Source organism: Methylobacterium sp. C1 (assembly GCF_001854385.1).
In the GTDB taxonomy this organism is placed as follows: domain Bacteria; phylum Pseudomonadota; class Alphaproteobacteria; order Rhizobiales; family Beijerinckiaceae; genus Methylobacterium; species Methylobacterium radiotolerans.
Window position 1 is genome coordinate 1,717,967 of the sequence record NZ_CP017640.1, and the last position, 22,782, is coordinate 1,740,748.

At 76.9% G+C, this 22,782-nt stretch carries 12 protein-coding genes, 1 tRNA gene and 2 pseudogenes; 2 read left to right on the plus strand and 13 right to left on the minus strand.

Annotation, left to right across the window (positions count from 1 at the left end; translation table 11 throughout):
* Positions 1–687: 687 nt before the first annotated feature.
* Together BKE41_RS08085 and BKE41_RS30135 are read right to left on the minus strand one after the other, a co-directional pair.
* Entirely contained in the window at positions 688–1,977 is a 1,290-nt protein-coding gene (locus BKE41_RS08085; RefSeq protein WP_070999036.1) for an FAD-dependent oxidoreductase, read from the minus strand.
* Positions 1,978–2,036: 59 nt separating this feature from the next.
* A pseudogene (locus tag BKE41_RS30135) lies at positions 2,037–2,294 on the minus strand (transposase); the annotation flags it as partial.
* A 501-nt stretch (positions 2,295–2,795) separates the two neighbouring features.
* On the opposite strand from BKE41_RS30135, the gene BKE41_RS08090 reads away from it, so the two are divergent.
* A tRNA-Ile gene (locus BKE41_RS08090) sits at positions 2,796–2,871 on the plus strand.
* A 257-nt stretch (positions 2,872–3,128) separates the two neighbouring features.
* Positions 3,129–4,229, plus strand: coding sequence for an adenylate/guanylate cyclase domain-containing protein (locus tag BKE41_RS08095; RefSeq protein ID WP_012318370.1), 1,101 nt, complete (start codon positions 3,129–3,131; stop codon positions 4,227–4,229).
* A 32-nt stretch (positions 4,230–4,261) separates the two neighbouring features.
* Here BKE41_RS08095 and BKE41_RS08100 read toward each other — a convergent pair whose 3' ends face one another.
* From BKE41_RS08100 to BKE41_RS08140, 11 genes and pseudogenes are all read right to left on the minus strand, one after another.
* A complete protein-coding gene (locus BKE41_RS08100; RefSeq protein WP_043073459.1) occupies positions 4,262–4,648 on the minus strand; it encodes a hypothetical protein in 387 nt (128 codons plus the stop codon).
* Positions 4,645–5,385, minus strand: coding sequence for a hypothetical protein (locus tag BKE41_RS08105; RefSeq protein ID WP_070999038.1), 741 nt, complete (start codon positions 5,383–5,385; stop codon positions 4,645–4,647). Before BKE41_RS08105 ends, BKE41_RS08100 begins: the two co-directional genes overlap by 4 nt.
* Entirely contained in the window at positions 5,382–5,528 is a 147-nt protein-coding gene (locus BKE41_RS32015; protein ID WP_245295922.1) for a hypothetical protein, read from the minus strand. Before BKE41_RS32015 ends, BKE41_RS08105 begins: the two co-directional genes overlap by 4 nt.
* Positions 5,525–7,270 carry a reverse transcriptase family protein gene (locus tag BKE41_RS08110; RefSeq protein WP_083374319.1) on the minus strand — a complete coding sequence of 582 codons (1,746 nt, stop codon included), beginning with the start codon at positions 7,268–7,270 and terminating at the stop codon, positions 5,525–5,527. The genes BKE41_RS32015 and BKE41_RS08110 overlap by 4 nt, the downstream gene beginning before the upstream one ends.
* Positions 7,271–7,580: 310 nt before the next feature.
* Positions 7,581–9,245, minus strand: coding sequence for a hypothetical protein (locus BKE41_RS08115; RefSeq protein WP_070999040.1), 1,665 nt, complete (start codon positions 9,243–9,245; stop codon positions 7,581–7,583).
* Complete coding sequence (locus BKE41_RS08120; protein WP_070999042.1) at positions 9,242–12,361, minus strand: hypothetical protein; 3,120 nt, start codon at positions 12,359–12,361, stop codon at positions 9,242–9,244. Before BKE41_RS08120 ends, BKE41_RS08115 begins: the two co-directional genes overlap by 4 nt.
* Before the next feature lie 186 nt (positions 12,362–12,547).
* The gene (locus tag BKE41_RS08125; RefSeq protein ID WP_070999043.1) at positions 12,548–14,524 is read right to left on the minus strand and encodes a hypothetical protein; all 1,977 of its coding nucleotides are present in this window, start codon (positions 14,522–14,524) and stop codon (positions 12,548–12,550) included.
* Positions 14,525–14,533: 9 nt separating this feature from the next.
* Complete coding sequence (locus tag BKE41_RS08130) at positions 14,534–15,664, minus strand: VWA domain-containing protein (protein ID WP_012318377.1); 1,131 nt, start codon at positions 15,662–15,664, stop codon at positions 14,534–14,536.
* Positions 15,661–19,080 (minus strand): DUF4132 domain-containing protein, encoded by a 3,420-nt coding sequence (locus BKE41_RS08135; protein WP_083374320.1) that lies wholly within the window; start codon positions 19,078–19,080, stop codon positions 15,661–15,663. The genes BKE41_RS08130 and BKE41_RS08135 overlap by 4 nt, the downstream gene beginning before the upstream one ends.
* 340 nt (positions 19,081–19,420) lie before the next feature.
* Positions 19,421–19,561: pseudogene (locus BKE41_RS30140) on the minus strand (WGR domain-containing protein); the annotation flags it as partial.
* Positions 19,562–19,573: 12 nt separating this feature from the next.
* Positions 19,574–22,768, minus strand: coding sequence for a DUF4132 domain-containing protein (locus BKE41_RS08140; RefSeq protein ID WP_245295923.1), 3,195 nt, complete (start codon positions 22,766–22,768; stop codon positions 19,574–19,576).
* Between the last annotated feature and the right edge of the window lie 14 nt (positions 22,769–22,782).

A 22,782-nucleotide genomic window follows, 5' to 3' on the forward strand; every position in this document is an offset into this window, starting at 1 on the left:
CGCGACCGGTGTCGCGATGAGGAGGCCGTAGAGGCGCGACCCGGGGAGCAGGATGAGGCACAGGGCGGTGACGCCGACCTGCGTGACCGTCTCCAGGAGCGGCCGCAGGCAGGTGACAGGCAGGGGAGCACCGCGAACTGCCCGAGGAAGAACCGCCAGGGGCCGAGCATCCCTAGGGGACCGTCCGGCGGCGGGTGACCCGGAACACCGTTCCACTCTCGGCCGATCCGCGCTCGGACGGCATCGTGGCCGAGGACATGACCGCGGTCCGGATCGGGCCGGACATGCGCATGGCCGCCGCCCCCTCGTGTCTCGCCGGGCGAGCCAAGCCGCGGCGCCCGGAGGACCTCACCGCCCGCGCCTGCATCAACCAACGCCTGCCGACACAAGGCGGATTCCACGCCCGGGAGTTCGGGAAGGACGGGCGCGAACCGAGGGTGCGGGTCGATGGGCCGTTGGTGTTCAACACCGAGGCGCTGCGCTCCTCCAGGCAGCCCTGGACGGGTTCGAGATCGCCTACCTGTAGGACGGCGAGCGGGTGCACCGGGAGGCCGGACCCCTCGTCCGGGTGCGGGAGGACTGGTGCGGCCCGTTCCCCGGCCGTCACCTCCACTTCCCGAGCCGGCGCGGGCCGGAGCCGGCGCTGGCCGTGCTGGTCGAGGCGCTGCACGACCGCGACCGAGCTCGCTATCCGGCCGGCCGCGGCCCCGCGGCGGGGGCGACGCGCCGCCCGGAACGGGCCCGTTCCCGAAGCGCAACCAGGGCCTCGTCGGCGGCCCTCTGCCCGCTGTCGTGGGCCCCGTGGGCGGTCGTGAAGTCGAAGGGGTGGGTCGCCTCGCCGGCGAAGAACAGCCGGTCCTCGAAGGGCCGGGCCAGCCGTGCCCGCGCCTCGGATCGGCCCGGCACGGCGCAGCTATACGCGCCGCCGATGGACGCCATCCGGCTCCACGACGTCGCCGCCAGCGGCCGGATGGCCGACGCCACGTCGTTGCCGAACAGGGCGGCCAGTTCCGCCGCGACGTGGGCGAAGCCGGCGGAGGGTCCCTCCTCCTCCACGAGGCGGGCACCGTCGCCCCCGAGGAACGCCTCGATCACCGGCCAGCCGTTGGGTCGGATGGAATAGGCGGCAGACCTCGGGTCACGCAGGTTTCCGTAGGCGTGAGTGCCCGGTCCGAACGCGGTGTCGCGTCCGATCTCCAGAAAGATCTTCTCGTTGCGACCCAGCGGCAGGGCGGCGGCCGCCTCGCGCCAGGGGTCGACCTCGGCGGGAAGGCGGATCGCGTCGCCGGCCAGGATTGCGGTCGAGACCGTGAGGATGGCCGCCCCGGCGCGGACGGTGCCGGCGCGGGTGGCGACGGCGACGCCGTCCGCCGTCACGTCGATCCGCTCGGCGGGGGTGCCCAGCCGCAGCGTCGTCGAGGACGGCAGACTGGCGGCGACGAGCGTGCCGTAGCCGAGCGGCAGGTGCCAGTTCCGGCCGGTCGAGGCATCGTCGTAGGCGAGGTAATCGGTGGCCGAGATCTGCTCGGGCCCCACGCCGCTCATGAACCCGGCGATGGCCCGGACGTAGGCGTTCCAGGCGCCGCCGGGCGCGAGGGCATCGCTGGCCCGGTCGCTGCCCGCCGCGACCGTGCGGAGCCGCTCCTCCCACTCGCCGTACGCCTTCCGCGCCGCCGCCTGGTCGTCCTCGTCCTCGGCGATGCTCGGGTGTGCCTTCGCCCATGGCGGGTCGCCGCGATCGACCGGGAAGCCCGATGCCTCGGCGATGCCGACCCACGCGTTGCGGTCGCCCGAGTGGAGCCACTCGCAGCCGAGGTCGAGCGGGTAGCCCCCGAGATCCTGCGTGTACGCGCGGCCCCCGAGACGCGCGGATGCCTCGACCAGCAAGGCCGATGCGCCGCCGTCCGCGAGCCTCCGCGCGGCGCCGATGCCGGCGGCGCCGCCCCCTACGATGATGACGTCGAACCCGCTGGTCATGAGATCTGGAGACAGGGACAAAACCGTTCGGCCTGAGCGTGGCAGACGAGGGCGCAGGCGAGCATCGCCCGGTGCAGCGCGGCCCAGACCCTGGGCGCCTGCCATACGCCCGGTCGCCGCCCGCGCGTCTTGCCGCCGCAGCCAACCCCCGCGCGCGGCAGGTGCCTCCACGGCGGTCCCGCGCGCAGGACGAGGACGATACCGGCCGCCCCGGCTCGATCCGCCACGCGCGGCCGACCATCCATCAGCTTTCCAGGCTCCGGCGGCAGAAGCGGCTCCACGACGGCCCAAAGGTCGCCAGGCAGGAGAGCGTCCATGACCTCTCAACTCGACCAGACCGGTTTTGTCCCACGCCGCGAGGCTTCGACGTTGTAGCACCCGCCGAGGCTGGAGATCTCGGTCGGCTCCCCCCGCCGCCTCTCGGATGGCTTCGGAGGCCGGTAAAAGTTTTCGCCTTCTCGAAGCCGACGAGCGCCGGGAAGCGGCCGTCGCCGCGGCCGTCGATCCTCACGAACGGCTCCTCCCGATCCTCCTGTGGGCGGGCTCACCTGGAAGAGGGCAGCCCCCATAGGAGGATCGCCACCGCCGTGCTCGGTGGGCAGCCGTTCCGCGGACCGGCGATGCCGTGCTGTCCCATCGCCCGCCACGCGACGCTCGACCGGTCACGAGGTCGGGACTCGGTTACCGACCCGAGTGCTGCCGGAGCCGGGATGGTCCGCGCCTGTTCCAGCGCACGGGAATGGACCGGAATGAGGGGAAACCGGGGTGACGAGACGGGACGGTTCGGGTATCGCTTCTCTAGGCGTCTCCGCTCTGTCGGGCCTGTAGCTCAATGGTTAGAGCCGGCCGCTCATAACGGTCTGGTTGCAGGTTCGAGTCCTGCCGGGCCCACCAGCCTCCCGCGGTCGCGCGGGATCGCCGGGTGGCAGGCCCCGGAGCGGACGCGCGGCGCGCCGCCTGTGGCCGCGCGGCGACACAGGCCGACGACGTCCTGTGGACGGCGCGAAACGTTCCGGATCGGTCACGGTTGACCGGCCAGTCTGCGGCCCCGACCCACCCGTCGCGGCGCGCGTCCGCCCTCTCGCCTTCGCCCACCGCCATCGCGTAGGTCCAACCGTGCCCGCCGCCACGCTCGACCTCGCCGACAGCCCATGCTCCCACAGTACCGCTGGCTCTGGGCCCTGACTCTCCTCCTCGCCTCCGGCGGGGCGGGTCTCCTCTACAACCTGCTCTTCGTCGGCGGGGCCTCGATGCTCGCCGGCCTCGTCTACGCCCTAGCGGTGGGCGGGACGGTGCTGGCCTTCGTGCCGGGCCTGGCCCTGTCGGGGCTGCAGACGCGGCTGCGCCGCCTGCCGGCGCTGGTCTACATGCTCGCGGCCGAGCTGCTGTACGTGGTGCTGATCACGCTCGGCTGCGCCCTCGGCGGGCTGGTCGTCTGGGCCTTCGGCCTCACCGGCGACAGCCTGTCCACGGCGGTGCGGATCACGCCGCGCTTCCTCGCCTACTCGCTGGCCGTGTCGGCCCTGCTGGTCTTCGTCATGCGCATGCGCGACCTGATCGGCGGCGAGGTGTTCGTGAACTTCATGATCGGCCGCTACCACAAGCCGGTGCAGGAGGAGCGGATCTTCCTGTTCCTCGACGTCGTCGGCTCCACGGCCTTCGCGGAGACCCACGGCGACCTGCGCGCCCAGGCCTATCTCAGCGCGGTGTTCGCGACCTTGGCCGAGCCGGTGCGGCGCAACGCCGGCTCCACGGACGACTTCATCGGCGACCTCGCGATGATCACGTGGCCGATGAAGCGCGGCCTGAAGGACGCGCGCTGCGTGACCTGCGTGTTCGAGGTGCTCGACCGGATCGAGGCGGACGCCGCGGCCTGGCAAGCCCGGTTCGGCACGGTGCCGCGGCTGCGGGCGGCCCTGCACGGCGGCTCGGTGGTCACGGCCGAGGTCGGGGTCGACCGCCACAAGATCGCGTATTTCGGCGACGCCGTGAACGTGACGTCGCGCATCGAGGCCCTGTGCCGCCCCCTCGGCGTCGGCATCCTGATCTCGCAGGATCTCCTCGACCGGCTGGACCGGCTGCCCGACGGCGTCCGCGCCCGCGCGCTGGGGACGCACGCCCTGCGCGGCCGCGGCGCGCCCCTGGCGATCGCCACCCTCGAGCGCGGGGCGGCGCCGGACCGGCTGATCCCGGAGCGGAGGCCGGCGCCGCCGGTGCTGGACCGCGCCGAGGTCGTCGCGGAACCGCGCTAGGCTCCCCGTCTCGACCGCGTGTCGGTCGCGTCTCAGCCGCGGCAGACCCAGCGTTCCCACCAGCGCGCCCAGAGGCGCCGGCCCCGCGCTATCGCCGCGCGCCGCGGGGCCGCGGCCGGGCCGGCCCAGTCGGAGGTTGCCCCGAGCGCCGCCGGCAGGGTGGCGATGAGCGCCGCCGGCCCCTCGATGTCCCAGCCGATCACGCAGCAGCCGCAGCCGGTGCTGCGCACGCTGGTGAGCCGGCCGGCATGGGCCAGCATCCAGCGCTCGGCGGCGGCGACGTCGTCCCCGTCGCCCACGTCCACGCACAGGGAGGCGCGCGCGTGGCCCGGGGCCGGCGACCCCTCGGGCTCCGGGTCGACCCGCCCGTAGAGGGCCCGCAGGGGGTCGGAATCTGGTCCGGCGTCGCCGGCGCTCACAGAGCGCCCATCTCAGCCAGCTGCCGCTTGGCGAAGGTACAGGCCGCGAAGTCCGGGTTGATCGCGCAGGCCATGTCGAACGCCGCCCGGGCCCGGGACGCCTCGGCGGCGACGCCCTCGCCGAGGCGATAGGCCTGGCCGAGCATGGCGCAGCCCCAGGCGCCGCGCCGGTCGCAATCGAGGCGGAAGCTCCGGGCGAGGCAGGCCTCCGTGTCGGCGCGCGGCGCGTCGCGGACAGGACCCTCCGCGTAGCCGCCGTTCCGGATCCCGGCCGCCCGGTTGGTGCAGCCCGCCGGGAACCCGCCCGCGCAGGCGAGGGCGTAGAGCCGCTCCTTGTCGAGGATGTCGGCGACGTCGAGGGAGTGGTGCTCCAGGGCGAGGGCGAGGTCGAAGCAGGTTGGCGCGTTCGACCACCAGGTGCAGAGCGCGTAGCAGGAAGCGGGCTCGCGCGCGCAGCGGCGCTCGGTGGGCCGGCGGGGCGCGAACGCCCACCGCCAGAACGGGCGCTCCCGCGCGAAGGTGTCGGCCGGGCAGGTGCCGAAGCTGCGCAGCAGGGCCGGGTCCTGCCGCAGCGGCGCCGAGATCTCCGCGGCCTCGGCCTTGTTGAAGACGGGTACGGCGGGCGCCTCGTCGGCCCGGGACGCCCCCGGTCCGAGCGAGAGGACCGGGGCCAGGGCGAAGAGCGCGGCGAGGCTGGTCCGGAGGTGCCCGGCCGGGAGGCGCCGGGCGAAGCTCATCGGCGCCGTCGCCAGCGGCGCAGCAGGCGTCGGAGGCCGAGCAGCAGGGCGACCGCGAGGACGAGCAGCCCGAGCGCCGGGTGCAGCAGGGCGGCGGCCTGGAACAGGACGAAGATCCCCAGGACGACCTTCCAGGGCTTCATCGGGGCGGCGTCGGGCTCCGCGCCCGTGTCCGGGGCGACCTCCGCGCGGGCGGTCGGTTCCGGCGCGCCGAGACGCGGGCGCCCGGAGACCGGGACGCCGCTGCGGCCCGGCACCGGCGCGGCCGCGCGGGCGCAGCCCTGGCCGCGGCCTCCTCCGCCTCCGCGCGGCGGCCGCCTCGGCCTCGGCCAGGATCGGGTCCGGCTCGGGCGCGGGCGGGGGGGGGCGCCACCAGCGGGCGAGCGGCACCTCGCCCCGGGCGACCGGGCGCGGAAATCCGGCAGCGCCGGCCCCGACGGGCCGAGGGGCGGTCCGCGTGGCGGTCCGCGAGGGCGCGGGCCCGCGCCAGCAGCGGCGCGCCGGTCTCCGGCGTGACCATCCGGACGAACTGCGCGAAGCCGACGGCGGCGCGGAGCACGCCCGCCTCGCCGGCCGCGCCCCAGCGGCGCCCGACCGGTCCGTCCCGCTCGAGCCCGTGCAGGAGGGCGCGGAAGCGGCGCAGGGTCTCGCGGGGCACGCCGACCCGCTCGTTGACGGTCAGCCCGGTCACCTCCTGGTGCCGGCCGCGGCGCATCACCCGGGTCTTGTCCGGATGGACGGTGAAGCCCTCCCCGGCGACGATGGCGTGGACGTACTTGAGCAGCGCGCCGACCTTCCCGGCGGCCTCGCCCGAGGCCGAGAAGGTCAGGTCGTCGGCGTAGCGCGTGTAGGTGAAGCCGAGGCTGCCGGCGAGCCCGGAGAGCCGGGCGTCGAGCCGGGTGCAGACGAGGTTGGTGAGCGCGGGGCTCGTCGGCGCGCCCTGCGGCAGCCGGCGGGGCCCCCGGGCGGCGTAGAGGCGGGCGCCGTCGATCTCGACCGCGTCCACGTCCGGCTCGGTGCACAGCAGCGCCAGCACGGTCGCCACCGGCTCGGCGTAGCCCAGGCCCCGGAACTTCCCCTTGATCCGCCGATAGTCGAGGCTCGGGAAGAAGTCCTTGAGGTCGAGATTGACCACGACGTCCCGCCCGACATGGGCGGCGGCGTTGGTGACGATCGAGCGGCCCGGCACGAAGCCGTGGGCCGCCGGGTGCACGGGGGCGTGGGCGAGGAGCGCGTCGAGGATCCAGTACTGCGCCCGCTTCAGGCGCGGCATCGGCGCCGAGATGCGGCGCAGCCCGCCCGCCTTCTTGGGGATGGTGAAGCGCCGGTAATGGCTCACCGTGCTGAGCGCCCGGTCGTAGGCGAGGAAGCGCAGCTCGCCGAGGCCGATCCCCATGGCCTCGGCCAGCGCCTTCGGGCTCGCCAGGGGCGGGAGCCCGGGGGCGGGCCCGCGCGCGGGCGTGCCCGCGTCCGGAGCCGCGTGCGCGAGCCCGGCCGAGAGTCCGGCCGAGACGCCGTCCCCGAGATGGAGGATCTCGGCCTCCCGGCGCGCGTGCCACGCCTGCGCCCGGGCGTGGCGGTCGCGGGCGTTGCGCAGCCGCGTCTCGCGCCGCCGCTCCAGCGCCGCCGTCTTGCGGCGGCGATGCATCTCCTTGAGGGCGGCCTCGGGGTCGCGCCACGCCGCCTCCCGCCGGTGGAGGTCGGCGAGGGCGCGGGCGATCTCGCCGCGGCGGCGGATCAGGTCGTCCGGCGGGTTGGGCTGCGCTTCCCCGTCCGGCCAGAAGCCGAGCCGGATCATCTCCTCGAGGATGACCTCGTCCTTCGAGCTCTCGCGGATCCGGTCGTAGAGCTGCTGGCGGGTCAGGCTGCCGGGCTGCTGGCTCATCGGCGGCCTCCGGCGCGGGCAGGAGGCGTGACGGGGGACGTCGGCCGGGATGCCTTCGTCAAGTCTCGGGACTGGCCCGGTCCACTCGACGCCGGCACGACCACCGGTGCGCGTTTGGGTTCAGCGAACCCAAACCGCGAACGCGCACCGGTGGTCAGTGCCGGCCCAGTGAAGAGCGGGCCAGTGACGCTTTGCCGGGCAGGGTGCAGGGACGGCGAATCGCCGCCCGAAATGCAAGGTCCGCCCCGGCCGGCGCCCCCTGTCGCGGTCAGGATAGGCCAGGCGCGCGGCCGCATCAATCGGGTCCGCCTCACGCCTGCCACCGCGCGGGCCTGCCCTCGACCTGGGCGTGGAAGAAGCGCCGCACGGCCAGCATGTGCTCGCAGGGGCCGCAGGTCAGCCGGTTGTGGGTGTAGAAGCCGCACTGGCAGGTGCCGCCGACCATGCGGTCGTCGGGATCGAGCTCCACCGCGGGCGTCAGGCTCCGGCCGTCGTCCAGCACGGTCCCGCTCAGGCGCCGCCTGTCGCCCGCCGGCTCGACGGGCCCGAGGGTGACCAGCCCGGCCGCCAGGAACCGGTCGGCCTTGGCCTCCTGCTCGGAGGCGAAGCGCAGGGCGCCCGGCGCCAGCGGCTCCCGGGTCAGCTCCCGCAGGCGGTAGACCCGCTTGTCGAGGTCGAACATGGCGCGGCCGGCCTGCACGTAGCCGCCGAGGGCCGCCTCCACGGTCGCCCGGTCGAGGCCGGTCTCGGCGGCGAGCGGCCCGGTCCCGGCGGCGTGGTGGCGCCGGAGCGCCGCGAAGACCCGGGCGGCGGTGCCGGCGTCGACCTCCGCCCGGGGCGCGAGCAGGTCGAACTGCCCGGCCCGGGACCAGTCGTTGGCGGTCCAGCCCGACAGGCCGAGGGTGAAGCGCAGGCCCCCGAAATCCACGACCGCGAAGCTCGGAAGCCCGGTGCCGAGGAGGTGCAGCCGCACCGACCGGGCGAGCGGCAGGGTCCGGGCCAGGATCGCGAGGCGCCGCCGCCCCCACAGGCGGATCTCCGCGGCCTCGCCCCCGCGGTAGATCGAGCGCCGGAAAGTCAGCCGCTCGTTCCAGGGCTCGATCAGCACGCTGACCGGCCGGTCGGGCTCGAGCAGGAACCGGAGGGAGCGCGGGCCGTGGCGCTCCCGGCGCGCGGCGAGGCGGGTCAGGATCGCGTGCATGTCGACCGGGTGCAGATCCACCACGTGGGCGGGCTGCGCCATGGCGCTCGACACCTGCAGGAAGCCCCGCATCCAGGAATCCGGCAGCTCGATCTTGTCCTCGCGGTAGGCGGCCTCGCCGGAGGTCTGGACCGCGAAGCCGGTCGGGTCGATCGCCAGCTCCGTGTCGCGGTAGCTGCGGATCTTCTGGAACTCATCGTAGAGGGCGTGGCTGTAGTCGATGTTGGTCGTGCCGCAGGCCATGTCGCCGATCCGCGCGAACGTGTCGTGGTCGCAGGACAGGCGCCCGTAGCTCGATTCGTCGAGGCTGAACGCCTCGAAGAAGATCTCGTCCGGATGGACCGTGATGACCGGGTCGAGCACGATCCAGGCGTCGAGGTTCTCCCGGTAGAGGTGGTCGAAGTACCGCTTCCGCGCGTCGTAGAACGGCCGCATCACGGCGTCGGAGCGGGCCGCGATGTCCCGGCTCTCGGCGCGCAGCGCCTCGATCTCGGCGCGCAGGCTGTCCTTCTCGGCGAGGGCCTCGGCCAGGAGCTCCTGCTCGTGGGCCTGGAGCCACGCGAAGTAGGCGGTGCGGTCCTTCGGCGCGAAGCGCAGGTCCGACACGACGACGTGGTGCAGGGCCGAGATCGCCTCCCGGAACGGCAGGTGCCGCGCCACGGTCCCGGCGAAGTAGGTCGGCTCGCGCAAGGTGTCGGGGACGAAGCCGAGCCGGGTCGCGTCCGCGTCCGAGACGGCCCGGCTCTCGCCGAGGTAGCGATGGACGAAGTTCATCGAGCCCCTTCCGAGACGGAGACGGGTCCCCGCGGCTCCGGCGGGCACCGGACGAGGGGCACGGCGAGATCGGGATGCGCGTCGGCGACGTCGCGCAGGGTCAGGATCGCGGCGCTGCGGTCCCGGGCCGTGCCGCTCAGGGTGAGGTCGGCGAAGAGCGGCAGCAGCGCCTCGGCGCGGGCGCGGCTGCGCAGGGCCTCGGCCCGAAGGAAGGCGGCCATCCGGTCCTTGGCGACCCGGCCCCGCAGCACCTGCAGCATCACGATCCGGGCGAGGGGGATCAGCCGGGCGAAGGCCGCCTCGCTCGCCACGGCCTGCTCGGTCAGGAGTTCGGTGAGCAGGAGGTGCATCGACGGGGCGGGGTGCTCCAGGAGGCGCAGGACCTGCGCCTCCGCGTCCTCGGGCCGGAGCCGGCCGCGCAGGAGATGGCGGGCGAAGGCCAGGACCTCGGGCTTGACGCTGTCGGTGACGACGGCGAGCGCCTCCGGCGTCCAGGCGGCCTCCGGCCAGGACGCGAACAGGCCGCGGGCGAAGGCGAGGGTGTCGGGCCAGTCGCTCTCGACGAGGAGCACGGCCTCGGCCGCCGCGGCCTGGAACCGGGCCGGATCGGCCGCGAAGGCCGCCATCGCCCAGTCCCGCACCGCCCGGTAGGGGTGGCCGCCGAGCCGGGCGATCTGGCGGACGCTGAGGGCCTCGGCGCGCCGGTCGGGCAGGAGGGCGGCGCCGAGGCGGCGGGCGCCGTCGGCCCGCGCCTGCAGCAGGCGCCACAGGGTGCCGTCGTCGAGGGCGGCGCACTCCCCCGGCAGGGCCTCGCGCAGCAGCGCCACCACGTCGGCCGCGTAGGCGTCGTCGGGCGCCGCGCGGAACAGGCTGCCGATCAGCTCCCGGGCGAGACGTGGGGCGAGACCCGGATCCGCCGCCGCGAGGCGCGCCACCAGGGGCCGGGCGGCCTGCCGGACGGCGCTGCCGGGCCCGCTGGCGAAGGCGACGATCCGGTCCGCACAGGGCCCGAGCCGCGCGTCGTCGAGGCGCGCCAGCAGGACCAGGGCGGCGACCCGGATGTCCTCGGATTCCGCGCCGATCAGCGCGTCCCAGCTCTCCGGCGGCAGGCCGGCGGCCCCGGCCTCGGACTGCGCCAGGAGCGCGAGGCCGGCGGATCTCACCGCGGCCGCCGGGTGGGCGATCAGGGCCGCGGCGTCCTCGGACGCGACCGGCAGGTCGCGGTCCGGCCACAGGAGGGGCAGGGCGGCGCGCAGGCCCCGGATCGCGGACGTCGCGGCCGCGCCGGGCTCCGGCGGCATGGCCCGCAGCCACGCCACCAGCCGGGCGACCAGCGGCGCCGCGAGCCCGGGGGACAGCGCCCGCGCCCGGGCGAGGCCGGGGAGGGCCGCCCGGACATCCGGCTCGGGGCTCGTGAGCAGCGCGGCGGCGAGGTCGGGATCCGACCAGACGGCCGGCGCCCCCGCCTCGAGGCGCCGCAGGGCCAGCGCCCGCGCCTCCGGATCCGGGCTCGTGAGCAGCGCCGCCACCAGGGCGGCGAGGTCGGCGGGGTCGGCGATCCCGGCGGCGAGGCGCGCCTGGGCGGTCTGGAAGGCGAAGGTCCGCACGGCGTCGTGCGCCGCCGCCAGGAGGCGCCCGATCGCGGCGGCCGTCAGGGCCGCGCAGGCTGCCGGATCCGCGCGCAGCACCCGCAGGCCCAGCCGCGCCACCGGCTCGATCCGCCCCTCCGCGGCGAGGCGGAGCGCCAGGTCCGGGCGGGCGCTCCAGAGGTCCGGGAAGGCCTCGTCGCGCCGGTCGGGATCGACGGCGCCGGTCTCCAGGAAGGTCAGCGATCCCGCCCGCGGCCGGGCCTCCGGGGCGTGGCGGTACAGGAGCTGGCTCGCGGTCCAGTTGCGGGCGAGCGGCCCCCGCGCCCGCGCCTGCCGGCCCCAGGTCCCGTCCGGCTGCCGCCCCCAGGCGGTCCAGCGCGCCGGGGGGTCGAGATCCTCCGGCCCGAGGGCCAGCAGGAAGCCCGCCGCCAACGGGGCGAAGGCCGGGTCCCCGACGGCGCCGCGCTTGCGCAGGGCGCGCCAGATCCGCCGCTTCATGTAGGCGCGGGTGGCGGTGGACAGGCCGAGCCGCGCCTCCGGGCCCTGGCGCGCCGCGTCCACCGCGACGTAGCGCCGGAGGTCGGGGACGTAGGCGTGGCTCCGGCCGGCCCGGTACATCGCCTGCGCGGTCTCGAAGCGCTGGGCGGCGGCGCCGAACAGGGCGGCGTCGTCGGCCATCTCGGCGTGCTTGAACAGGCGCCGCAGGCCGATCAGGTAGGGCGGCCGCGCCGGCAGGCGGAGGAGGGCCGCGCAGAGCGTCGCGTGCAGGCCGGGCGCCGCCTGCGCCCGCCGGCCGAGCGCCACGAGGGCCGGCCCGACCCGGCCCGGATCGTGCCGGGCGAGGCCGTCCAGCGCCCCGCACAGGCCGTCGACGTCGCCCGCCTCGGCCGGCCGGGCGACCATGCCGGGCAGGTCCGGCTCGGCCTCCGGCCGGCAGGCCCCGGTGAGCGGGGCGGCCAGGGCGAAAAGGGCGAGGTCGCGGACCACGCTTCCGGGCGCGTCGGCGGCGATCGCCGCGAGCACCGGACCGGCCTCGGCGCCCGCCGCCCGGGCGAGCGCCCAGACCAGGGCGTAGCTCGCCCGCGCCGGGCCGAGCGCCCGCGCCAGGGCGATCAGGTCCGGAGTGGCCGCGGCCAGCCGCAACTCGCCGATCCGCCAGAGCAGGCGGTCGCGGTCGCGCTCGGTCCAGCTCCCGCGCAGGCAGGCGGAGAGCCGCGCCAGCAGCACGCCCGCGCGCCCGTCGGCGGTCGGCTCGGAGGCGGACGTCTCCGGGCCGTCGACCCGGCGGTAGCCGCCGTTGATCTTGGAGACCACCACGCTGTCGAACACCCGGGCCGCCGCCTCGGCGGTCACGGGCTGGGGCGTCTTGGAGCCCTCGCGCAGGGTCGCGCCGCGCCGGCCGTAGCGCGTGTTGACGAAGTAGCGCTCGGGCGTCCCGAGGGCCTCGTTCTCGATCAGATCGACGTCGTAGACCTTGTCGGAGGTGGCGTCCCGCAGATGGAGGCGCGCCGCGCGGACGACCCTCATGCCACCGTGCCGGCCCGCGCGGTCGGGCAGGGCTGCGTCGCGCGCGCGCGACGGTCGACGGGTCCACGCATCCGGGCTCCTCGCGAAACGACCGGGACGGGCCGGCCGGCGAATCGCGGCGCCCGATGGCGCGGCAACCTGCCCCAGCGGGGCCGCAGGGGCAACCGCATCCACACGGTTCCGTGATCAGCCCTCCGCCGGCCCGGGATCGTCGCGCATGGCGGCGACCCAGAGGGCGGCCCGGGCGAAGGGGCCGGGCTCCGCGGCCGGGGCGGCGAGGAAGGCCGAGAGCCGCGCGGCGGTGGCCGGATGGCCCGCCGCGGCGAGGCGTGCGACCAAGTCGGCGCCGCCGGCGCGGGCGCTGGCCGCGAAGGCCCGCCGCCCGGCATGGAGGGCGTTCGCCAGGAGCGCGGCCGCCTCGTCGAGGAGCGTGGCCGGCCCCAGGTCCGGCGCCGGCGGAATCGGGTGGCCGGCGCCGTCCAGGGCGGCGAGGTCGGGCACGACGAGCCGGTCGGCCGACACCGACCAGGGATCGCAGACCAGGGCGCCGTCCTCGATCCGCACCGGGCCGGCGACCTGCCGCACCGGTCCCCAGCGCCCCGAGCAGGCGCCCGCGAGGGCGTCCAGCGCGTGCGGCGCGGCGGGGTCGTAGGCGCGGGCGAGATGGAGCGTGCCGCCCGCCTCCGGCAGTTCGACGGCGGCCTGCCACGTCTGGGCGCCCGGCGCCCAGGCCTGTCCGAGGACCGCCTCGACGGCGAAGACGTGGAAGGCCTCCAGCCGGTCGCGCGGGCGCAGGAAGGCGGGCGGCCGGTCGGCGAGGCGGCGCAGGACCGACGAAACGTCCCGCGCCGCCAGGGGGGCCGGGAGCCGCACGCGGGCGTCCCGCGGCAGCAGCGCCGTCCGGCCCCGCGCGCCCTGGCCGAGGGCGAGGAGCCCGTCGGCCCGGCGCCGGGCGACGCTGGTCAGGATCTGGCCCTGGCCGGTGCCCGCGACGGACAGGCCGGGGCTCAGGAGGCGCCCGGGCAGGCCGGCCACGACGTCCGCCTCGGCCTCGCCCGGCGCGAACGCGCGCTCCAGCGCCAGGAGCGCGCCGGTGTCGGTGTCGGCCAGGGCCACCCGGGCGGCGGCGCCGCGCCCGCGGGCGAGGAACCTCGCGCCCAGCGAGACGAGGCGGGTCTTGCCCATGGCGGTCTCGTAGGGCTGGCCGAGGCCGAGGGCGACCGCCCCGCCCCGGACGCGGCCGAGGAGTTCCGCGGCGAGCGCCAGGACGACGGCCGCGTCGTAGGCGGCGTGGCGCCCGGCATAGGCCGCGAGCTGATCGGTGAGTTCCGCCTCCGCCAGCAGAACCTGCGTGGCGCCCCGCCTCTCGGCCGCCCGCCGCAGCCGGACGAGGGCGGCGTCGTGGGCCTCCGGCCCGGAGACCACCCCGGCCTCCAGCAGGCCGGCGACCACCCGGTCGGCGGCCTCCGCGAGTCCGTCCTCCGCGGGCGTCGCGGCCGTAGCGGTCCTGGCCGGCACCGCGCCGCCCAGGCGGATCTCGGGGGCGCCCGCGGCCTCCCGGAAGGCGCGGATCGCCAGGGCGACGTGGGCGCAACCACCCCCGGCCGCGCAGTCGCAGCGGGCATAGCCGACGGCGTCGGGCACGAGGAAGCGCACGGTCGCGGTCGGGAGCCGCGCGGCGGGCACGGCGCCCCGCTCCAGCCCGACCGTGATCCCACCCGCCAGGAGGCGCCGCAGCTCCGCCGCCGCCGCGCCGCCGAGCCCCGCCTCGACGGTGGCGCCGTCGAGGGTGCCGGGATCCCAGGCGACCGCCGCCGCGGCCGGGACGGCAGTCCGCTCGGCAGTCTCCTCTGTGGGTCCCTCGGCGGCCCCCTCGACCGGCCCGTCCGCGACGGCCGCCCGGTAGGCGACGACGAGGGCGACCCGGTGCCGGCACATCCCGCTCGCCGGGCAGGTGCAGGTGGCCGCGTCGGGGGGCCGGCCGGGGCCGAGCCGCGTGACCGTGCCGTCGGCGAAGCGCGCCTCGACGGTGCCGTCCCCGGCTTCCGCGAGGGCCGGCCCCGCGCCGGCGGCGACCTCGCGCAGCGCGCGCTTCACCAGCCCGGCATTGGCGAGCTGGATCAGGCCGTCATCCGTGAGGGCGCGGAGGTCGGGGCGGGCCATCGGCGCCGCTCAGGCCCGGATCGCGGCGGCGAGCCAGCCGGCGAGCTCGCCGGGCGTCATCGCGCCGATCTCGGCGCCGGCCGCCACGAGCCGCTGCGCCATCGCCCGGTCGTAGGCCGGCCGCGCCTCCGAATCGAGGGCCGCGAGCCCGAGCACGCGGGTCCGCTGGCCGGAGAGCGCCCGCACCTGCTCGACCAGCGCGGCCTCGCTCGCGCCCTCGTAGAAGTCGGAGACCAGCACCACGATCGCCCGCTCCGGCGCCGCGATCAGGCCGGCCGCGTAGCGCAGGGCGCCGCCGATGTCGGTGCCGCCGCCGAGCTGCACCTTCATGAGCAGCTCGCAGGCGTCGTCGCAGTCGCGGGTCAGGTCCACCACCGCGGTGTCGAAGGCGACGAGGTGTGTGCGGATGCCGGGAAGCTTCCACAGGCAGGCGGCCATCACCGAGGCGTGGATCACCGAATCGAGCATCGACCCGCTCTGGTCGACGAGCAGGATCACCTGCCACGGCCGCATCTGCCGCCGGTTCCGGGCGAAGAAGTGCAGCCGCTCGACGGTGATCCGCCGGCTCTCGGGATCGTAGTGGCGCAGGTTGTCGCGGATCGTCCGGTTCAGGTCGAGGTCGCGGGCGCCGGGCAGGCGCGTGTGCCGCCGCCGGTCGAGCACTCCCGAGAACGCCACCGCGAGGTCCCGGGCCAGCCGCTCCATCAGCTGCCGCACCACCGCCTGGACGAGCTTGCGGGCCATCACCAGCACGTCGGGCGCCATCAGGTGCTTGGTGCGCAGGACCGCCTTCAGCAGCGTCTCGTTCGGCTCGACCCGGGCCAGCACTTCGGGATTCGTGACCACGTCGTCGATGGCGTAGAGCTCGATCGCGTCGCGCTCCAGCCGCTCGATCGTCTCGCGGGGGAAGAGCGTGTGGACCGCGTTGATCCAGCCCGGCACCGTCAGCCTCGAGCCCTCGCGGCCGCCCTGGCGCCGCTCTCCCCGCGCCGCGCCCTCGGCGTCGCGGCCGTAGAGCCAGTCGAGCGCCTGATCCATGGCGGCCGCCTCCCCCGAGAGGGCGCAGCCGGCCCCCGCGCAGGCCGAGTCCGCCGCCTCGCCGAGAATGAGCCGCCAGCGCGTGACCGGGTCGAGGCTCACCGCAGCCGCGTCCCGGCGAGGAGGCTCGGCCCGCGCAGGAGCTCGCTCGCCGTCACGGGCGCGAGCTCCCCGAAGGTCCGCTGGCCCGGATCCGTCCGGCTGCTCCAGGGCGAGCCGAGGGTCAGTTCGCCGAGGGTCTGCTCCCGGTCCTCGAACTCCACCGCGCCGGTGAACAGGCCCTCCGAGAAGGTCAGCGACGCCTGGCCGGCGGCGCCCCCGGGGAAGGTGACGGCGCGCTCGATCCACCACACCACCCCGGCATCCTGGGGCGCCCCGAGGGGCCAGCCCCTTGCGGCCATCCCGCGCAGGCGGTTGGCCTCCACCACGGTCCCGGCGAAGCGGTCGGTCGTGGCGGCGGCCGCCTCGGCCTCCGTGAAGGCGTAGGTCTCGCGGGCGAGCTGCGGGAAGGGCTGGACGATCTCGTAATCGCCGAACAGCGCCCCCCAGGCGGCCAGCGCCCCGGCTTCGAGCTGCAGGGGATGGGCGAGGCCGATCAGGCCGGGGGCCGCTCTGGTCAGGTCGAGGTCGAGCGGCGCGTCGTCGGCATCCGTGAAGGTCAGGTCCTCGGCCACCCGGAAGGTCAGGCCCGGGCCGGTCCGCGGGTCGGCATCCGCGAAGGTGGCCCAGACGAGGCGCTGGGCGAGGTGGCGCACGAGCGGGTGGGCGGCGAAGCAGGGGCCGAACACCGTCGGCTGGACCCGGCGGGCGCCGGCGAGCATCGCCTCCAGGCGGGCCACCTGCAGGCTCGCCACGGCCCGCGCGTCCTTCTTCAGGGCGCTCCAGCGGGCCACCGCCGCCGCGGCCTTGGCGGGCTCGTCGGCCTTGGCGGGCTTGGGCAGGTCCTTGAGCCTCTGGCCGGCGGCGTCGCGCACCCAGGGCTTCAGGGTCTCGTCGAACCCGACCCGGAACCCGCGGGGGCCGAAATCGAGGTCGAGGCCGCCGCGGGCGTCGAGGTCGAGGTCGGGGGCGAGCCGGTCGGCCAGCTCCTCGGGAGTGAGGCCGCGGGCCTCCGCGAGCTGGGCGATCTTCTGCCGGGCCTTCTCCTGGAGCCCCTTGAACTTCAGCTTCTCGGCGATGCCGTTGAGGTTCATCAGCGCCACGTCGGTGCCGATGTCGACCAGCACGTCGAGGCCGGTGACCGCGCGGGCATGGGCGGCCTCGCCGGGCCAGCGGCGGATCAGCCGGGTCAGGTCGCGGGCCGTGGCGTCGGTGCCGAACCAGCCCAGCGCGCGCAGGGCCCAGCCGTCCTTGGACGGCGTCCCGGCGGCGATCCAGGCGGAGAACAGGTCCCACGCGAAGGCCGCGAGACTCGCCTCGGTGCAGGCCTCGCGCACCATCGGCACGCCGGCGTAGACGGCGTCCGGGTTGGTGAAGGACAGCATCTCGCAGAGGGTCAGGATCGCGGCGTCCGGCAGGGCGGTCCCGTCCCGCAGCCGCGGCCGGGTCAGCATGGACGGCACGATCCAGGCGGGCGGCCTGCCGACCTTGGCGGGGACGCGGGCGAGGGGATCGCGGTCGAGCACCTGCGCGACCGCCTCGGTCACCTCCGGCGCCTGGTCGGCGTAGCGCGCCGCCACGGCCGCGACGGCGGCGCGGCCGTCCGGCCGATCCTGCGACAGGACCCGCAGCGCGTGCTCGGCGGCGTCGCGCAGCGCCCCGGACCGGCCGACGGCGTCGGGCAGCAGGCGGGTGAGGGCGGTCTCGCGGTGGCGGCGGAGCCACGCCAGGGCCGGCTCGCGGGCCTTCTTGAGCTTGGTGAGGGCGCGGGCGGCGGGCGCGGCGAGGCGGGCATCGTCCACCGCCGCGACCGCCGGCAGCAGCCCGACCGGATCGGCCTCGACCAGCCCGACGAGGCCCGGCACCGCCCCCGCGCCGAACCGCGCCAGCATCGCCCCCACGATCTCCGGCCATTGCGAGACGTGGAAGCATCCGGTCACGACGCGGGGCTGCGCCCACAGGGCGAGCGCCAGGGGCTCGGGCTGACGCTCCAGGCTGCCGACGAGCTGGTGATAGGGCGAGTTCGACCAGTAATGGCAGGTCCCGTCGATCTGGGCGACGCGGGCGGCGACCCAGGCGATCAGGGCCGGCGGGTCGTCGCGCGGCGGTTCGGAGAGCGGGGGCGGGATCCGGCTCCAGCCCTGCGTCGGGTGGGCGAGTTCCGCGGCCGCCACGAAGGCCCGCAGAGCCTCCGGGCCGTCGAGGGTGACGGCGTTCCGCGCGCGCCAGTAGCTCGGCGCGACCTCCGGCACCGCGTGCGCGAACGGCGTCGACAGCGGCGCGAGGGCGAGGACGAGGTCGTCCCGGGTCCGGGCCTTGGCCCGCCAGGGCGGCGCGCGCAGCACCCGCGGCCAGGCGGCGGGCTCCGCGAGGGGCACCGCGCGGGCCTCGGCCAGGGCATCGAGGATGCCGGCTCCGCGCCCGCCCGACGCCGCCAGCCAGCCGCGGACCCGGTCGATCCCGTGGGCCTCGAGCGCCCGGTTCACACGGGCGCGCAGGGCGGGCTCGGACCGGCCGCCCGCGAGGGCCGCGAGGCAGCGGGGCAGGATCGCGGCGGGGTCGGCCGCCAGCGCCGCGTCGAGGGCCGCCGCGACGGGCTTCTCGTGGAGATGGGGCAAGAGGGCCGGGAGCGCCCCGGCCTCGCCCGTCGACAGGATCGCCAGGGCGACCGTGCGGCGCTCCTCGTCGAGGGCGTAGTGCAGCAGCCAGTCGAGGGCCGGCAGGGCCGGCTGCCCGGCGGCGCGGGCCACCGCCAGGAGGGTCGCGGCCGCCTCGGCCGCGTCGAGGGCGCAGTAGACGAAGTAGAGGTGGTAGCTGCGCTTGGCGCGCCAGGCCGCGACCGCTTCCGGCGGGGCGTCGGCCAGGAGCGGCAGGTAGACCGTGTCGGCCGTCACGTCGATCCCCGCCGACGCGGCGGCCTCGATCACCGCGACGGGCTGGAGCGGGTGCGGGGCGGCCCGGTCGTCGGCCAGGATGAACGCGAAGGCGCAGGCCGCCGGCCAGTCGTGGTCCTCGGCGATCCGCGCGTTCAGGAACGCCACCGCGGCGTCGTAATCGGACTCCGGCGCGTGCACGAGGGCCGCCCGCAGGGCGAGGTGGAGCGGCTCCGCCCAGGCCAGGCGCTGGTAGGCGCGCGGCGTCTTCGCGGTCGGGCGCCGCCGGTCGGCCAGCCGGGCGACGGCCTCCGTCCCGCCCTCGGACACGGCGTAGCGCAGGACCGCCTCCAGCGCCCGCCGCAGGACGGCGTCGCCGGTGGCGGCCCGGGACGGATTCCCCTGGCGGCGCGCCTCCGCGGCGTCGACGACCGCGTCGAGCCAAGCGGCGAGGCCGTCCCGGTCGGGCGGCGCTCCGGCGAGGCGCGCGGCCTCGGCGTCGCCGAGCGCGGCCGCCGGGCCAGCGGCGCCGCGACCGCCCGCCACGCCTCCGCCCGCGTCCGGCGCGGACCGGGGCGCAGGCGGGTCGGCAGCGGCACCCGCTCGAAGACCCGGGCCGGGCGGGGGGCTGGACGGGCCTCGCGGGGCGGCGGGGCCGGCGGGGACTCGGCGGCGGGGCGACGGCGGCACGACGGCTCCTCCGGGTGTCTCGACACCGTCCCGGACCGTCTCGGCAGCCGGTCCGGACAGCCGCCGCCGCGCCGGGCTTCCGGGCCGCGGCCGGGGCGGGGGCCGGGGCGGGGGCCGGGGCGGGGGCCGCCCCGTCGGCGCGGACGTAACCCTTGGCGGTCTTCTCGCGGACGAGCTTGTCCTTCTCCTTCACGGCCGCGGCCGCGTCGGCGCAGGTCTTGTCCTTGCTCTGGCCCTGGGTGCCGAGGCGCCCGAAGCGGACGGTGAGCGTCGGGCCGGAGACGCCGACCTCCCAGAACTTGGCCGCGCTGCCCTCGACCAGCTCGTAGCGTTCCATGGGCTGTCCCTCTCACGCGTCGCCGGCGGCGGCGAGCAGGCTCGGCGTCCGCAGGACCTCGCTGGCGGTCACCGGGTCGAGGTCGCCGAACCGGTGGGTCGCCGCGGCGCGCCAGCCGGTGTCGGACAGGGTCAGGGTCCGCAGCGTCTGGATCCCGTCGCCCTCCGGTCCGGGCCGGTGCCAGAACCCGTCCTCGAAGCGCAGGACCGCGACGAGGCGGGTGCCGTCGGGCAGCGCGACCGGGCGCTGCACCGCCTGGACGTGCTCGCCACCGGTGTCGGTCGACCAGCCCTGGGGCCGCAGGCCGCGCAGGCGGCGGCCGCCCACCCGGATTCCGTCGAAGCGCAGGGTCTCGGCGCCGCCCCGCTCGGCCTCGGTGAACGCGAAGGTCTCGCGGGCGAGTTGCGGGAAGGGCTGGGCGATCTCGTAATCGGCGAACAGGCCGCTCCAGGCCGCCAGGGCGTCCGGGTCGAGGTGCAGGGGATGGACGAGGCCGACCACGCCCTCGGCCGCCGCGACGTCGAGGCCGAGGGCGTCGTCCGCGGCGTCGGTCGGCGAGAGATCCTCCGCGAGGCGGAAGACGTGCCCCGGCGGCGTCGCGGGCGCGCCGTCCGGGTAGAGCCCCCAGACGAGGCGCCCGGCGAGGTGGCGGATCAGCGGGTGGGCGGCGAAGAACGGCCAGAACACCCCGGGGGCGACGCGGCGCTGGGATGCCAGCATGGCCTCGAGCCGGGTGACCTGCAGGCCGGCCGCGGCCTCCGCGTCCTTGCGCAGGGCCGCCCAGTGCCGGGACGCTGCCTTCGCCGCCTCGGGATCGTCCGCCTTGGTCGGGCGGGGCAGGGCAGCGAGTCGCCGGCCCTCGGCGTCGCGCAGGACGGGCTTCAGGGTCTCGTCGAAGCCGACCCGGAACCGGCGCGCCCCGAAGGACAGGTCGAGCCCGCCCCGGGCGTCGAGGCCGAGATCGGGGGAGAGCCGGTCGGCGAGGTCGACCTCGTCGAGGCCGCGCGCCTCGGCGGCCTCGACGATGGCGGCGCGGGCGGCCTCCCGCAGCTGCAGCAGCGGGCTCTTCTCGGCGATGGCGCTGAGGTTCATCAGCGCCACGTCGGTGCCGATCCCCGCGAGCACGGCGATGCCGGCCTTGCCGCGGGGCTTCAGGCCCGCCTGCCCCCAGGCGCGGATCTGCCGGGTGAGGTCGCGGGCGGCGTGGTCGCCGCCGATCAGGGCGAGCGCCTGCAGGGCCCACTCCCCCGTCGCCTTGGCGCCGGCCGCGATCCACGACTGGAACAGCGCGACCGCGAAGGCGTCGAGGCTCTCCGGCGTGCAGGCGGCGCGGACCTGCGCGACGCCGGCGTAGGGCGCGAGCGGGTCCGAGAAGGCGAGCATCTCGCACAGGGCGGTGACGGCGGCGTCGGGCAGGGCGCCGCCGCTGCGCAGGATCGGGCGGGGCAGGGCGGCCGGAACCACCCAGTCGGGGAGCTTCGGCGGCTTGGACGGCACCTGCTCCAGCGGGTCGCTGTCGACGCCGGCAGCCACCGCCCCGGGCACGCCGGGATCCCGCTCCGCGTAGGCCGCGACGGCGGCGTCGAGGGCGGCGCGACCCGCGGGCTCGGCGGCGAGGAAGCGCAGGGCCGCGTCGGCGGCGTCGCGGTCCGGGCCGGCGGGCCCGAGGGTCTCGGGCAGGAGCCGCAGCGCGGCGGTGCGGGGATGGGCGCGCAGCCACGCGGCCGCGGCCGGCCGGAGCTTGCGGGTGCGGTGGAAGGCCCGGGCGGCGACCGGGGCGAGGTCGGCGGCGTCCACGGGCTCGACCTCCGGCAGGAGCTGCGCCGGATCCGCCGCAACGAGGCGGACGAGGCCGGGCACGGCCCGCGCGCCGAAGCGGCACAGCATCACCGCGATGGTGCGCCGCCACGCCACGTAATGGGCGCGCTGCGGCCCGGTCTTCTCCCACAGCATCAGCGCCAGGGGCTCGGGCTGCCACCCGACCATCCGGAACCAGGGCCCGTAGTTGAAGTAGAAGAAGCCGGTGAACTGCTCGCGGGTGAGGTCGAGCCGGCGGTCGAGCCAGGCCAGGGCCGCCCCGGGCTCCGCGTCGGCGGCGGGGACGGGCTCGGCCGGCGGCGGGATCGGCATGTCGTAGAGGGCCTCCGCCTCGGTGGCGCGGATCCGCGCCGCGAGGTCCGTCATGGACTCCACCAGCGTCCCGGCCTCGAAGTAGAAGGTGCTGCGGTCGAGGGCCTCGTCGGGGTCGAAACCGTGCGCGACGGGCGTCGGGATCGGCGCCACCGCCCGTTCCGACCGGGCGCGCGCGGCCCCGCGCCGCCGCCAGGGCGGGTCCCGGAGCACGGGCGGCAGGGCCTCCGGCGCCGCCTGCGGCGCGCTCCCGGCGGCGAGCAGCCGATCCAGGCGCCCCGCGCCCCGGCCGCCCTCGGCCGCCGCCCAGGCGCGGGCGGTCTCGTGCCCGTGGCGCTCGGCGAGCGTCACGGCCCTGGGGCCGTAGGCGGGCTCCCCCTTGCCGTGGAGTGCGCCCAGATAGGCCCGCAGCATCCAGTCGGGGAAGGCCGCGTCGGCGGCGTCGAGGGCGTCGCGGACCAGCTTGGTGCCGACGAAGGGCAGGAGCGCGTCGAGGGCGTCGGCGGCACGGGTCTCCAGCAGCGCCCGGGCGATGAGCGTGCGCTCGGGGCCGACCGCCCCTTCCAGGAGCCAGACGAGGGCCGGGGTGGCCGCCTCGCCGGCCGCCTCGGCGGCGGCGATCGCGGTCGCGGCGGCCTCGTCGGCCGCCACGTCGCAGGTCGCCAGCGTCGCCCGGTGATACGGCGCGGCGTACCAGGGCGCCGCCAGCGCGGGCGGCAGGTCGACGATCAGCGGCAGGGCCGCGTGGGACGTGCCGTAGGCCTTGGGATCCGGCGGGTCGCAGCGCGCCAGCACCGCGCGGGCCCAGAGGGCGTGGTCGGCGCCGGGCCGGTCGTCCGCGAAGACCGCCGCGAGCCAGCGGGCGAGGGTCGGCTCCCGCTCCGCCGCGGCGAGCCGGAGGGCGGCCTCCAGGGCCTCCGCGTACTCCGCCTCGGGGGCGGCGGTCAGGGCGGCCCGGACCCCGCAGGCGGTGGGCAGGTCCCAGGGCGAGACCGGCAGGGAGCCGTAGCGGCCGGAGGGGCGGGGCCGCAGCCGGTCGAACAGGGCCACGAGCGTCCCGGTGCCGGAGCGGGCCACGAGCCAGCGGGCGA